This is a genomic window from Nocardia sp. NPDC005978 (assembly GCF_040614455.1).
In the GTDB taxonomy this organism is placed as follows: domain Bacteria; phylum Actinomycetota; class Actinomycetes; order Mycobacteriales; family Mycobacteriaceae; genus Nocardia.
Genome location: NZ_JBEXUS010000087.1, coordinates 1 through 13,579, shown reverse-complemented (window position 1 = coordinate 13,579; position 13,579 = coordinate 1). Strand labels below are relative to the sequence as shown.

At 68.6% G+C, this 13,579-nt stretch carries 15 protein-coding genes; 5 read left to right on the top strand and 10 right to left on the bottom strand.

Features of this window, described 5'->3' with window-relative positions; translation table 11 throughout:
- Positions 1–16 precede the first annotated feature (16 nt).
- From ABZ319_RS29965 to ABZ319_RS29955, 3 genes are all read left to right on the top strand, one after another.
- Positions 17–469, top strand: coding sequence for a DUF350 domain-containing protein (locus ABZ319_RS29965; protein ID WP_354989863.1), 453 nt, complete (start codon positions 17–19; stop codon positions 467–469).
- Positions 470–1,803: 1,334 nt separating this feature from the next.
- Positions 1,804–2,781 (top strand): Rpn family recombination-promoting nuclease/putative transposase, encoded by a 978-nt coding sequence (locus ABZ319_RS29960; protein ID WP_354989862.1) that lies wholly within the window; start codon positions 1,804–1,806, stop codon positions 2,779–2,781.
- A gap of 283 nt (positions 2,782–3,064) precedes the next feature.
- Complete coding sequence (locus ABZ319_RS29955) at positions 3,065–3,640, top strand: dihydrofolate reductase family protein (RefSeq protein ID WP_354989861.1); 576 nt, start codon at positions 3,065–3,067, stop codon at positions 3,638–3,640.
- On the opposite strand, the gene ABZ319_RS29950 is transcribed toward ABZ319_RS29955, so the two are convergent.
- The 7 genes from ABZ319_RS29950 to ABZ319_RS29920 all read right to left on the bottom strand — a co-directional run bounded on the left by ABZ319_RS29950 (position 3,595) and on the right by ABZ319_RS29920 (position 8,495).
- Positions 3,595–4,332: a helix-turn-helix domain-containing protein gene (locus ABZ319_RS29950; protein WP_354989860.1), complete on the bottom strand. Its 738-nt coding sequence runs from the start codon at positions 4,330–4,332 to the stop codon at positions 3,595–3,597. The two genes, ABZ319_RS29955 and ABZ319_RS29950, sit on opposite strands and share 46 nt — an antisense overlap.
- Positions 4,333–4,358: 26 nt before the next feature.
- Positions 4,359–4,940, bottom strand: a complete 582-nt coding sequence (locus tag ABZ319_RS29945) for a dihydrofolate reductase family protein (RefSeq protein WP_354989859.1) — start codon at positions 4,938–4,940, stop codon at positions 4,359–4,361.
- 149 nt (positions 4,941–5,089) lie between these two features.
- Positions 5,090–5,947, bottom strand: a complete 858-nt coding sequence (gene mutM / locus ABZ319_RS29940; RefSeq protein WP_354989858.1) for a bifunctional DNA-formamidopyrimidine glycosylase/DNA-(apurinic or apyrimidinic site) lyase — start codon at positions 5,945–5,947, stop codon at positions 5,090–5,092.
- Between the two features lie 24 nt (positions 5,948–5,971).
- Positions 5,972–6,742, bottom strand: coding sequence for a ribonuclease III (gene rnc, locus ABZ319_RS29935; RefSeq protein WP_354989857.1), 771 nt, complete (start codon positions 6,740–6,742; stop codon positions 5,972–5,974).
- 19 nt (positions 6,743–6,761) lie between these two features.
- The gene (gene rpmF / locus ABZ319_RS29930) at positions 6,762–6,944 is read right to left on the bottom strand and encodes a 50S ribosomal protein L32 (RefSeq protein WP_354989856.1); all 183 of its coding nucleotides are present in this window, start codon (positions 6,942–6,944) and stop codon (positions 6,762–6,764) included.
- Between the two features lie 108 nt (positions 6,945–7,052).
- Complete coding sequence (locus ABZ319_RS29925) at positions 7,053–7,652, bottom strand: DUF177 domain-containing protein (protein ID WP_354989855.1); 600 nt, start codon at positions 7,650–7,652, stop codon at positions 7,053–7,055.
- Between the two features lie 87 nt (positions 7,653–7,739).
- Positions 7,740–8,495, bottom strand: coding sequence for a DivIVA domain-containing protein (locus ABZ319_RS29920; protein ID WP_354989854.1), 756 nt, complete (start codon positions 8,493–8,495; stop codon positions 7,740–7,742).
- Between the two features lie 315 nt (positions 8,496–8,810).
- Between ABZ319_RS29920 and ABZ319_RS29915 the strand changes: the two genes are divergently transcribed.
- Both ABZ319_RS29915 and ABZ319_RS29910 read left to right on the top strand, forming a co-directional pair.
- A complete protein-coding gene (locus ABZ319_RS29915; protein ID WP_354989853.1) occupies positions 8,811–9,329 on the top strand; it encodes a GtrA family protein in 519 nt (172 codons plus the stop codon).
- Between the two features lie 291 nt (positions 9,330–9,620).
- Complete coding sequence (locus ABZ319_RS29910; protein WP_354989852.1) at positions 9,621–10,577, top strand: hypothetical protein; 957 nt, start codon at positions 9,621–9,623, stop codon at positions 10,575–10,577.
- A 69-nt stretch (positions 10,578–10,646) separates the two neighbouring features.
- Here ABZ319_RS29910 and coaD read toward each other — a convergent pair whose 3' ends face one another.
- From coaD to ABZ319_RS29895, 3 genes are all read right to left on the bottom strand, one after another.
- A complete protein-coding gene (gene coaD / locus ABZ319_RS29905; RefSeq protein ID WP_354989851.1) occupies positions 10,647–11,138 on the bottom strand; it encodes a pantetheine-phosphate adenylyltransferase in 492 nt (163 codons plus the stop codon).
- A gap of 216 nt (positions 11,139–11,354) precedes the next feature.
- Positions 11,355–11,939 (bottom strand): 16S rRNA (guanine(966)-N(2))-methyltransferase RsmD, encoded by a 585-nt coding sequence (gene rsmD / locus ABZ319_RS29900; protein WP_354989850.1) that lies wholly within the window; start codon positions 11,937–11,939, stop codon positions 11,355–11,357.
- Positions 11,936–13,579, bottom strand: a 1,644-nt coding sequence (locus tag ABZ319_RS29895) for a biotin/lipoyl-containing protein (RefSeq protein WP_354989849.1), incomplete at its 5' end; no start/stop codon positions are given. The genes ABZ319_RS29895 and rsmD, both read right to left, overlap by 4 nt.

Here is a 13,579-nt window from a genome sequence, read left to right as displayed (position 1 = left end):
CCCGGAGGACCCGCAGATGACGACCACTCTCGCGCTCGAAGCCGGGTACTGGAGTTCCCTCGGCCGTGGCGTAGGCGCCATCCTGCTCTACGCCCTGGTCGGCCTGGTACTCATGCTCATCGGCTTCTACGCCGTCGACCTCACCACCCCCGGCTCGCTGCGCGCCCTGGTCGCGCAGGGTCTGCCCAACGCCGTGGTGGTCAGCGCCGCCGGCATGCTCAGCATGGCGTTCATCGTGGTGCTGGCCATCTACTCTTCGGCGGGCAAGCTCTCCGAGGGCCTGATCGCGGCCGCGATCTACGGCCTGGTCGGCATCATCGCCCAGGTGGTCTCGGTCCGGATCCTCGAACACGCCTTCGGCATCAACATCGGTGAGGTCCTGCACAAACCGGCCTTCACCACCGAGGCCCTGGTCGTGGCCGCCGCCCACTTCGCCCTGGGCCTCGTGGTCGCGGTCGCCATTCTCTGACCCGGACACGACGCGCCGGTCGGTGCACCCGATCGGCGCGTTGTCGCCCGCGTACAACCGGCGGCTCCACTCCTCGCACGCACGCAGAAACGCCCGTTCGCACTCGCGCGCGGGCCGTCCCCGCCGGGTGATCTCGGCGATGATCAGCCGCCGCCACGCGTAGAGCGGATGCTCCCGAACCATGATGGCGGCAACACATTCGGTCACGAGCTGCACTTCGAAGAACTCCAGCACCGGCGCTGCCGCCGGCTCATCGCGCACCCAGCGGCAGATGAGGATGAGGTCGCGGTACCCATTACTCTTGGGACCCCAGGCATCCGGCCCGTTCGCGGGCGCGCCCACCGCCGCGATCACCTCGGGCGCGGCGAACCGGTCCACGTATCGCACGACGCGCAGGTGCGGATCGGCCAGCAGTTCCCCGACCGCCCGGTAGAGCGCGGACCGATCCCGATGCACGATCCGCACCCCCGCCAGATCGAGCACCCGCGTCGGGTCCCCGTTCAGTTTGCCCACGGCCTTGAGAAATCCCGCCGCCGGAATCTTCACGGGGCGCTGCTCGAACCGCCCGCCGATGCGCTCCGAGATCGCCCCGGCGATGCCCGCCGCATGCCGCTGCGTGACCTCCCGCCCGGCGTTGAGCCGATCCAGATATCCGGTGATGTACCCGATGTCTCCCCGCCGGTCGTGGTCGAACCCGCCGTGCCGGTCCTCCCCCGGTGCGCAGGATCGGGCACGGTAGTACGCTGCTGCGGTCACGGCCAGCTCGTCGTCGCTCAACACCGCACCGCCACAGCGGATTTCGCTCGCGGCCACCTGCTCCCCGTAGCCGGCACGCATCAACAGAAAGATCTCACGCAGGTCCGCCACCGTCTGCCCGCGAAACATTTCGGGGGTGGCCGCGCGCACATCGAACAGCGCCCGCCGCACCGGGTTCGTACACACGAACCTGACGAGGGCGAGGTCGCTACGGATTCGTTCGAGTCGTCCGCTCGAACGCGAAGGGTGGTCGGCCACGACCATCGGCGTCTCCCGCTCCGCCCGGTCCACCACGACCGGCTGCTACCCCTTCAACGATCGAAACCCGAATCGAGTTGCGCCACAATCCAAAAGCTCAGCTCACACTCAGAAACAGCTGATGTGCCCCCGGGGTTGGTCCGTGGCGTCGAGAGCTGTGGCGGAGTCATCATCCGGTAGTCACTGTGCCGAAGCGGGTCCGATGGCCTCTCGACAACCGACGGTTCGCCGATTCGCTCGACGCGCCCGAATGCTCAGCGAGGGTTGCCGCTTCGATGTAACCGCCTGTGCGGGTGCCTGTTTGCGGGTAGTTTCCCGCCATGGCCAAGAAGCCGAAGGGGGCGGGGGATCCGAAGCGACCGGACAAACCCCACGATGCACTGTTCCGCCAGATGATGTCTCACCCCGATGCCGTCGCTGGGGAGTTGCGGGCGGTGCTACCGGAAGCGGTTGCCGCACACATCGATTGGGCGAAGATGCGGCCCCAGTCGTGCAGTTTCGTCTCGGCGGAGCTGCGGGCTCGGTTCAGTGATGTCCTGTTCGCGACCCGTTGGGCGGGCCGGGACGCGTTGGTATACGTGTTACTCGAGCATCAGCGCAGGTCCGATCCCTTGATGGCGTTCCGGATGCTGGCGTATGTGGTGCGGATCTGGGAGCGGTACCTGGAAACGAACCCTGATGCGAAGCGACTGCCGGTTGTGATTCCGGTCGTGGTGCACGCGGGCACCGATGGGAAGCCGTGGAGTCACTCGGTCGAGGTGGCGGATCTTATCGATGTCGAACCCCCGATGGCAGCGTCGTTGGCAGGGCTGTTGCCACGGATGGAATTCCTGCTCGACGACCTGGCCAAGGTCGACGCGGCGGCGCTACTGGCCCGGCGTCCGGCACGGGTTCGGGTGGTGTTGACCCTGTTGAAGAGTGCGCCGGGTAACCAGCACCTCGAACGGGAGTTGTCGGCACTGATCGCGGACCTGACGACCCTGACCTCGGCGGAGCTCGATCGCGTGCTGGAGTACATCCTCGTGGTGGGCGATACTGTTGTGAATGATCTGCTGCCGGTGATCGATCAACTGGGACCTGAAATCAAGGAGGCATTCGTGACGACCGCAGAACGACTCCGCGCCGAAGGTCTGGTCGAGGGCCGTGCCGAGATGTTGATCGAGCTGTTGTCGCAGCGGTTCGGTCCCGTACCGACTGCTGTGACCGACGCGATTCGTGCGCAGAGCTCGGTGCGGTTGCAGGAGATGGGTCGGCGCGTCCTTACCGCGGCCAGCTTGGATGAGGTAATCGCCGAATAGCCGGCCGGTTGTTCCATCGGCGAGCGCGTGGGGGTCTTCGATAGCACCCCGTCGGGGTACATGGGCACCGCCATCGAACATTGCACGAGTCTGCGCAATCTCGCCATCGTGCGTCTGCAGGCAACTACAGGCCCTTCACGCGGCCGTCCACGGCGCAGCTCGGCCCGGAACACGGCATTCAAACCGTGCCGGTTTCGTCCAAGACTCCGGGTGTCCCACCCTCCTAGGCTGATCTTCACAAGCACGGCGGCGGACCTTCCGCCCCGGACCTCAGGAGGACAACATGGCACGCGAATTGGTCTACACCGGGTTCATGTCGCTGGACGGCGTCGTGGACTCGCCCGGCGGCAAGGTCGAGGGGCACCGCAGCGGCGGGTGGGTGATGGAGACCGAGTTCGTGCCCGAGGCGTACTCGCTCAAGGGCGAGGAGCTCGCCGACACCACCGCGCTGCTGTTCGGGCGGCGCAGCTACGAAGCGTTCGCGCCGTTCTGGCGCGAGTCCGAGGACCACGCCGCGTACAAGGACCTGCCCAAGTACGTGCTCTCCACCGGACTCGCCGAGGACGATCTGCTCGACGGCTGGGGCCCGACCACGATCCTGCGCTCGGTCGAGGACGTCGCGAAGCTCAAGGAGACCGAGGGCGGGGCGATCTTCATCCACGGCAGCGCCGAACTCGCGCGCAACCTCGCCGACGCCGACCTGATCGACCGCTACAACCTGCTCGTCTTCCCGGTGCTGCTGGGCGCGGGCAAGAGCCTGTTCAGCCACTCGGACCGGGACAAGCAGCAACTGCGCCTGCGCGAATCCGCGAGCTACTCCAACGGCGTCAACAAGCTGGTGTACGAGGTCGTGCGCTGATCCGGGTCGAGCGCGATGTTCCCGCCGCCGCCGGTCCGCAACTGCTGCGCGGTACGCCCGACGTACTTGCGCAGCGCGCGGGCCAGATGGGGTTCGTCGTAGTACTCGAGCTTGTCCACCACCGCGCTCGCCGTCTCCCCGCCGGCGAGCAGCACCGCGGCCGTGCGCGCGCGGCCGATCTGGCGCACCGCGCCCTGCGTCAACCCCGTCGCCGCCCGGAACCGCCGCTCCAGCGTGCGCTCGGCGGCCGCCGGCCGATGCCCGCGCAGCAGATCGGCCACCAGCGGATCGCGCACCAGCACACCGTCGCGCACCAGCCGCCGCACCAGCGCCTCGGCGTCATCGGCGGCCGGGGTCTCCCGATGCTCGCCGTCCAGGGCGAAGGTGCGGCTGCCGACATCGGGTAGCAGCACACCGCCGTTCACCAGTTCCGGCGTGGCCACCATGCGCAGCGCGGTGCCGACCGCGAACTGGATCCCCACGAAATGCGCGCCCTCGGGCACGGGCGCGGTGCCGCATTTGTTCTCGGGTCCGGTCACACTCGCGTACGCCACGCCCCGCTGCTCCCAGAACACCAGGCCGACGGTCTCCGAGGCCACGGAAGTCATCTCCGTGACCTCCTCGCTGCGGCAGGTCCACACGATGTCGATCCAGGGTGAATCCGACTCACGGGTCTCGAACGACAATCCCACCGCCGCAATCCTAGTGCGGACGGCGGTCAGCGAATACGGCTGTACTTCAGGAACGCCACGCCGTCCTCGAACACGCGGCTGGTGAGCACCCGGAAGCGGGTCGCCTCCGGCAGCCGCGCGCCCGACCCGAACAGCGGCCTGCCCCGGCCCAGGACGATCGGGTACAGCTTGAGGAACACCTGATCGATCTCGGGCAGCAGGGTCTGCGCCAGTTCGCCGCCGCCGCACAGCCAGATGCCGAGCCCCTTCTCCCGCTTGAGCTCCCGCACCCGGGCGAGCGGATCGCCGGAGATCAGTTCGATGTCGGGATCCGGGCTCTCGGGCAGGGCCTGCGAGACCACGAATTGGCGTAGGTGGGAGTACGGGCTGGAGGTGCCGGTACGAACCCCGAAATCGTGGGTCTTGCGGCCCATGATCACCGTGTCGAAGGTGGTGCTGCGGTGTGCGACGCCCAGCGCCTCCCGCACCTTGGTGGGCAGGGTCTCGGGATACTGGGCGGTGATCGCGGGACCGTGATCACCCCCGACGGGGAAGAAGTCGACCGCACCGTCTTCCGACGCGATGAAACCGTCGATGGTGGCCGCCACATAGTAGGTCAGTTTGCGCATTGATCCCTCCAGCCGACACCACGCGTGCCGCTACTGAAAACGGTAGCGCTTCACAGGCGCGCGCGGGGACGCTCTTCCGAAGAGCGGACGGTCCGCGACCCGAGCGGGGCGCGGACCGTCGATGCGGTGGCGATGAGCGTCGCGGACCGTCAGCCGCGCGGCCGCGGCTGGCAGCGCGGGCAGGAGAACGACGAGCGGTTCATGAACTTCTCCCGCGCCATCGGCGCACCGCAGCGCCGGCACGGTTCATGTTCGCGGCCATAGGCATTGAGCGATCGCTCGAAGTAGCCGGACTGCCCGTTGACGTTCACGTAGAGCGCGTCGAACGAGGTCCCCCCGGCCAGCAGCGCATCGCTCATGACCGAACTCGCCTCGGTCAGAAGGGTATTGAGCGCCGGGCGGGTCAGCTTGGCCGCGACCCGCTCGCCGTGGATTCCGGCCCGCCACAACGCCTCGTCGGCGTAGATGTTCCCGATGCCGGAGACCACGGTCTGATCCAGCAGCAGTCGCTTGATCTCGGAATGCTTGGCGCGCAAGCGTTTGACGACCGCGTCGCCGTCGAAGAGTGGATCCAGGGGGTCGCGCGCGATGTGCGCGACCGGCTCGGGCACCAGCGTCCCGTCGACCTCGACCAGATCGGCCAGCTGCCAGCCGCCGAAGGTGCGCTGATCGACGAACCGCAGCTCGTCCGCCGAATCGAGGGTCGCGATGATGTGCGCGTGCTTCTCGCGCGGGGAATCGGCGGCCTGCACCAGCATCTGCCCGCTCATGCCCAGATGGACGACGAGCGAGGTGTCGGGCTCGTCGAAGGTGAGCCACAGGAATTTGCCGCGCCGTTGCGCGGATTCGACCCGCAGGCCGGTCAACCGGGCGGCGAGATCATCGCCCCCGGGCAGGTGCCGCCGGACCGAACGCAGATGGCGGACCGTGACAGCGGTGACGACGCGGCCCACCACGTGTTCGGTGAGACCGCGCCGTACGACTTCTACTTCGGGCAGCTCGGGCACGGGAGAATAATAGTCCCGGCCCGATTACGCCGAACCGTCGGCGGCGGTACCGTTTTCGGCGTTCTGATCATTCAGAGCCTGGTACGCGGCGCCCGCGGCCTTCTGTTCGGCTTCCTTCTTGGAACGCCCCACGCCCTGTCCGTACGACCGGCCACCGATCACCGCTGTCGCGGTGAACTCCTTGTCGTGATCCGGTCCGGTAGAGGTGATTTCGTAGCTGGGGACGCCGATGCCACGCTCGGCGGTCAGCTCCTGCAGGCTCGTCTTCCAGTCGAGTCCGGCGCCCATGCGGGGGCCGCGCTCGAGCAGCTCGGCGAACAGCCGCAGCACCACGGTCCGCGCGGTATCGATTCCGTGCTCGAGGTGTACTGCCCCGAGCAGCGACTCCATACCGTCGGCGAGAATGCTGGGCTTGTCCCGGCCACCGGTGAGCTCTTCGCCCTTACCGAGCAACAGATGCCGGCCCAGACCACCGGCGCCGAGGGTGCGAGCCACTTCCGCGAGCGCATGCATGTTGACCACACTTGCGCGCAGCTTGGCGAGTTCGCCCTCGGATTTATCCGGATGCTCCAGGTACAGGCGTTCGGTGATGCTCAGGCCGAGCACCGAGTCGCCCAGAAACTCCAGGCGCTCGTTCGTCGGCAGCCCGCCGTTCTCGTAGGCGAACGACCGGTGGGTGAGCGCGAGGCGCAACAGGTCCGGTCGCAGGCCGACGCCGAGCGCTTCGAGCAGGCTGGAATGGTCGGCGGAGTCACCCACGGCGGGCGCCTCCGCCGCGTCCTTGCTGGCGGTCACGATCGGCTGGATCAGAGAATCAGACCGCGGCGGTGATCTGACGGCCCTTGTAGGTGCCGCAGGAGGGGCACGCGATGTGCGGCAGGGTGGCCTGGCCGCAGGCGCGGTTCGGGCAGGTGATCAGGGTAGGCGCGCTGGCCTTCCACTGGCTCCGGCGCGAGTGGGTGTTGGAACGGGACATCCGGCGCTTCGGAACGGCCACGACTACTTCTCCTCTGTCCTCATACTCACGGAACCACCGTGGTCCGCAAGGGTGAAATCTGTGCTTGATGGGTTCGGCGCGATGTGCGAGGACACCGCAGCCGAGGGGCTAATTCATGGACGGTTTGTCGCCATCCGTGACGTCGAGTTTCGCGAGCCCGGCCCAGCGAGGGTCAAGTATCTCATGACCATGGCCGGATTCCGCAATCGCCAGCCGGACGCCGCATTCGGCGCACAATCCCGGGCAATCGGGCTCGCACACCGGCTGCAGCGACAGTTCCAGCCCGACGGCGTCGATGACGACCGGTTCGAGCTCGATCATGTCGTCCACCAGGCGATGGATCTCGTCTTCCTCGGTGGTCTGCTCGGTCGCGCTGTCCGGGTAGGCGAACAGTTCGGTGAGCTGCAGTTCGATCGAATCGGTGAACGATTCGAGGCACCGCGAGCATTCGCCCTCGACGGGTGCGCGCAGGGTGCCCATGAGCAGGACGCCCTCGGACACCGACTGCAGGTTGACGTCGAGTTCGACCTCGGCGCCCGCCGGGATGCCGACCATTTCCAGGCCGATGCGATCGCCGGTGGCGAAGGTTCGCCGCACGGGCAGGATCGATCCGGGCTTGCGGCCCAGACGTCGCGTATCCAGATTGAAGCCCGCGTCGTCGGCCGTCGTACGACGGTGACGATGCGTGGAACCGGAATCGGCGGACATCAGGGTTCACTCACCTTCGGGTGTGGAATGGGCAACCACCCCACAATACCGAAGCGCACGCTCAGGGCCCAATCGGGGTGCGGCAGATCAGCGGCCGAACTCCGCGGCATAGTCGGGGATGTGCGAGGTCGGCGCGGGCGGGCGAACCTGGCTGCGCCCCTTGCCGATGATGCGCAGGGTATTGCTCAGGGTCTCCTCGAAGGAGGCGAGCTTGCCGTCGACGTATTCGTCGCATTCGATCCGCAGCCGATCGGAGTCGGCCTGGGCGCTGTCGATGAGGCGCGCGGACTCCACGTGCGCGGCCCGGACCACCTCGGTGGCCGAGACCAGGCGTTCCTGTTCGGCCTTGCCGTCGGCGACCGACCGATCGAAGGAGGCCTGGCCGGCGGCGGTCATGCGGTCGGCTTCGCTGCGGGCGCGGCCGGTGACCATCTCGTATTCCTGGTTGCCCTCGGTGACGACCCGTTCGGCTTCGGCCTCGGCATCGCTGACCAGGTGCTCGGCGTGCGCGCGGGCCTCGGCGACCATGCGGTCGGCGTGGGCCTTGGCATCGGCAAGGATGCGGTCGGCTTCGTCCCGGGCGCCGGTGATGGTGTTGTGCGCCTGCTCGTTCGCGCCGGTCACCGCGGTCTCGGCGGCGTCGCGGGCGTCGGTGACGATCTTGTCGCGATGATCGAGCACGTCCTGGGCGTCGTCCAGCTCGCCGGGCAGGGCCTCACGGACGTCGTCGAGTAGTTCGAGCACCTCACCGCGCGGCACGATGCAGTTTCGGGTCGGGGGGATGCCCCGCGCCTCCTCGATGATGGCCACGAGCTCGTCGAGCGCTTCGAATACCCGGTACATGCCTGCTATCCCCTCTTTCCTGCCAGGACTCCCACGGCGAGGTTCTCCGTTCTTGCCAGTCTGCCTGCCGAGCGGCTGTCAACACGTGCGACACGGCGTGTCGCGTTGCTGTTTCATAGACCACAAAAAGAAGTGGAGGAAACGCCTCCAGTTGGTGTTACATTCATTGAGCAAGAAAGTGTTGGCGGGGCAGCGGAGCCCCGGGGCATTGACTGTTCGTTTTGTTCAGTCGATACTGAACACATAGTACCGAGTGTTTAAGCGTAGAGGGACACTCCGCCGGGCCGGGCCCGACGTGTTCGATGGGAAAAGACAATGGCTGTCCTGGACATCCCGCAGCGGGCCCCCATGTTGCCCGTGCCCACCCTGATCGATACCTATGCGTACGGCGCCGACGTCGTGCGCGGCGTCGGGGCACGCTGGACCGGACAGTTCGGCGCCTGGATCCGCAGCGATCACGCCCTGGCCCAGCTGGTGCGCTTCGCCGCGGTCGGCGGGCTGAGCAATATCGGCTACCTGCTGCTGTTCCTCGCCTTCTACGGCGGCGGGCCGCAGCTGGCCAATCTGGCCGGATCCATCGTGAGCACCGCCGTCGCCAACGAACTGCACCGCCGCCTGACCTTCCACGCGGCCGGCCGGGTGCGCTGGTTCACCGCGCAGCTCGAGGGCGGCGGGCTGGCCCTGGCCGGGCTCGCCATCACCGCGGGCGGGCTGGCGATCCTGCAGAACACCGTCCCCGGGCTCGGCGGCTTCGCCCAGGCCGGCGCGGTCCTGGCGATCACCGCCGCGGTCGGCACCATGCGCTTTTTGACCCTGCGACTCTGGGTCTTCTGACCCCTCCCCCGCATCCGTCAGGCGAATCCCCGTCACCACGATCCGGTCGAAATCCGGCAAGTGGTACGGGGATTCGGCATTTCCGGGGCCGGTGGAACCGTCTCGATCGGTGCTGCGTCAAAACCAGCATCGACCTACGAGAGGAGTTTTCGCTATGCGGCACGGGCACGGATGCCTCGGCGGACGGCGGGACGCGCACGGACCTGGTCCGTGGCGGCCGGTGGGCCGGGAACGCGATTGCTGTGTGCGACACCATCGACGGCCGGGACGGCCGCGGAAAGAGGAGGGGGAATGAGGTCCCGGCGCCCGGACGGCGCGGACGGCGACGTGGTGCACGCGGGGGCGAGTGCCTGCGCGACAAGGGGACTCGGGTGGCGGCCGCAGGGCCGCGGCCCGCACACCACCGTGCCCGATTCGCGGGCGCGGCACCGGATGCTGATCGAAGCGGTGCTGCCGGACATGGCCGGGGAGACGGTGGTGAGCCATCAGTCCGCGGCGCTGCTGTACGGCGCGCCGCTGTGGCGCACGCCCCTGGATCGGGTGTGCGTCACGCGAAATCGCCGGGGCGGGGGCAGAACTCGGCCGCTGACCCGCGTGCACGGCTCGCCCCTGCACGCGGCCGTGCGCTGGCACGGGCTGCTGCTGACCCCGCCCGCGCGCACGGTCGTCGACCTGGCGCTGAGTCTGCCGTTCGAGTCCGCGGTGGTGGCGGGCGACGCCCTGGTGGGCATGTTCGGCATCGGCGGTGGTGAACTGGCGCGGGAGCTCGCCCTGGCCGGGGGCAGGCACGGCATCGCCCAGGCCAAGGATGTGGTGGCCTTCCTGGACGGCCGCAGCGGCGGCGCGGGCGAGTCGCTGAGCCGAATCATGCTGCGCCGGATGGCGCTACCGGTCCCGCGCACCCGCGGCAACGTGCTGACCGCCGACGGCCGGTTCGTGGCGCGGGTCGGATTCTATTACGAGAACACCGGCGTGGTCTGCGAATTCGACGGCCCGGTCCGGTACGGGCGGCGGCTGCGCCACGGCGACGACGTCCCGGAGGTGGTGCGGCGGGAGATGATTCGCGAGCACTATCTGCGGGCGCTCGGTGTGCGCGTGGTCCGCTGGACGTGGGCCGACCTGGCGGGCAGCGGTCCCGCGCACCGCCTGTGCGCGGCCCTAGCACGCCCCGGCACGCACCGTTTCGACGGCCGGATCGAGCCCGCCGCCGTCCCGGAGCCCCGGCGAACAACGTTGCACCCGCTGTGAGGTCGTCCCCGCACGAGCGCCGGGAGCAACGCTCGTGCGGGTCCGGGAGGCGGCTCGCGCGCTGGCGGGCTACTTGGCCGCTTGCCGTTCGGCGATACGCGCCAGCAGGGCCTTGTGCACCGCGGGCGGAAGCAGGTCGGTGACGTCGCCGCCGAGGGTGGCGACCTCCTTCACCAGGGAACTGGAGACGAACCCGTAGAGCGGGTTGGTGGCGATGAAATAGGTGTCGACCCCGGTGAGCTTGCGGTTCATCTGGGCCATCTGCTGCTCGTACCCGAAGTCGGTGGCGTCCCGCAGGCCCTTCACGATGGCGCTGATCCCCTGCTCCTTGGCGAAGTCCACCAGCAGGCCGCGCCAGGATTCCACCCGTACGTTGGGCAGGTGCGTGGTGACCTCGCGAATGAGATCCATCCGCTCCTCGACGGTGAACATCCCCTGCTTGTTGGGGTTGATCACCACCGTCACCACGACGTCGTCGAATTGCTCGGCCACCCGGTTGAACACGTCGAGATGTCCGTTGGTCACCGGGTCGAACGAACCCGGGCACAATGCTCCAGCCATGGCCGCACGCTACCGCAGACCGCACCGCCGGTTCGGGCACGGCCCGCGCCCGGCGGCCCGCCCGGCCGCGAAGTTCGCACCGCCGCACGACATCGCGGCTCGCGCGTCCCGGCGACGGCGCACATCGGCACCGCTTTCGGGGGGCCGCCCGGAAACCTCGATCGCCACACCGGCATTCGGGAACGTCTCTCGGCGCTGCCCGTCCACGGCGTCGCGCTAGTCGGTACCCGGGGTGTATTCGGCTATGTCCAAACGGGTTTCGCCGTACTTGCGGGACTTCTCGGGGGTGAAACCGGCGGGCCAGCTCACCTGCGGCGACCGGGTGGAACGTTCGATGACCAGGAGCGCGCCGGGGGTCAGCCAGGCGCCCTCCGCCAGCGCCCGGACATCTGCCTGCACCTCGGTCACGTCCACGTCGTACGGCGGGTCGGAGAACACGAGATCGTAGGGCCCGCCGGGCGGGGTGGCGACGTGGCCCGGCCTGCCGACGACGGCGGCGACGCTGTTCATGCGCAGGTCCGCCCCGGGCAGGGCGAGGTCGTCGATATTGCCGCGAATCACCGCGGCGGCCTTGCGATCGGCTTCGACCAGCAGGGCGTGGGATGCGCCGCGGGACAGCGCTTCCAGGCCCAGCGCGCCGGATCCGGCGTACAGGTCCAGCACCCGCAGGCCGTCGAAGTCCATGCGCGAGAAGACGAGATTGAACAGCGCCTCGCGGACCCGGTCGGAGGTGGGGCGGGTGCCCGCGGGCGGAACGCGCAACCGGCGTCCGCCCGCGGTGCCCGCGACGATGCGGGTCACTCGGCCGCGGCCTCGGTGAGACTGACCTCCACCAGCAGATCGCCGCCTTCCACCTGCTGCACCTTGCCGATGGCGACCCGGCGCACCCGGCCCGAGCGCGGCGCGGTGATGGCGGCCTCCATCTTCATGGCCTCGATGGTGCCGATGGTGTCGCCCGCGGCCACCGTGTCGCCCTCTCCCACGGCGAGGGTGACCACGCCGGCGAACGGCGCGGCGATATGACCGGCGTTGTTCTTGTCGGCCTTCTCCGCGGTGGGCACCTCGCTGGCAATGGACCTGTCGCGCACGGTGATCGGGCGCAGCTGGCCGTTGAGGATGCACATCACGGTGCGCATGCCGCGCTCGTCCGGCTCCGAGATCGCTTCGAGCCCGATGAGCAGGGTGACGCCCTTGTCCAGCTGCACGTGGTGCTCTTCGTCGTGGCGCAGGCCGTAGAAGAACTGGTTCGCGGACAGGTTGGTGGTGTCGCCGTACTTCTCGCGGTGCGCGAGGAATTCGGAGGTGGGCCCGGGGAACAGCAGGTTGTTGAGGGTGGCGCGGCGCTCCTCGGAACTGCCGTTCAGACCGGCCTCGTCCTCGGCGGTGAGCCGGGTCTCCGGCTTGGCCGGGCCGCGCCCGGCCAGGGCCCGGCTGCGGAAGGGCTCGGGCCAGCCGCCCGCCGGGGTGCCGAGTTCCCCGCGCAGGAAACCGATCACCGAATCCGGGATGTCGTAGCGGCCCGGATCGGTGGCGAAGTCCTCGACGTCCACGCCCGTGCCGACGAGCGCGAGGGCGAGGTCGCCGACGACCTTCGAGGACGGGGTGACCTTGACCAGACGACCCAGAAGTCGATCCGCCGCGGCGTATTTCGCCTCGACCTGCTCGAACTGATCACCCAGACCCAGCGCGATGGCCTGCTGGCGCAGATTCGAGAGCTGACCACCGGGAATCTCGTGGGTGTAGACGCGACCCGTCGGGCCGGGCAGCCCGGACTCGAACGGCCCGTACACCTTGCGCAGCGCCTCCCAGTACGGCTCGAGGTCGCACACGTTCTGCAGGTTCAACCCGGTGTCGTGCGGCGAATTCGCCGTCGCGGCGACGATCGCCGACAGCGCGGGCTGACTCGTGGTTCCCGCCATGGGCGCGCTCGCACCGTCGACCGCGTCCGCGCCTGCCTGCCAGGCGGCGAGGTAGGTCGCGAGCTGGCCGCCCGGGGTGTCGTGGGTGTGCACGTGCACGGGCAGATCGAATTCGCGGCGCAGCGCGGTCACCAACGTCGTCGCGGCCGGCGCGCGCAGCAGACCGGCCATGTCCTTGATGCCGATGACGTGCGCACCGGCTTCCACGATCTGCTCGGCCAGCTTCAGGTAGTAGTCGAGGGTGTACAGATCCTCGTCCGGGTTCGACAGGTCGCCGGTGTAGGAGAGCGCGACTTCGGCCAGGGCCGTACCGGTTTCGCGCACGGCGTCGATCGCCGGGCGCATCTGGTCGACGTTGTTGAGGGCGTCGAAGATGCGGAAGATGTCGATGCCGGTCGCGGTGGCCTCGGAAACGAAAGCGCGCGTGACCTTTTCGGGGTACGGGGTGTATCCGACGGTGTTGCGCCCGCGCAGCAGCATCTGCAGGTTGATGTTCGGTACGGCCTCGCGCAGCGCGGCCAA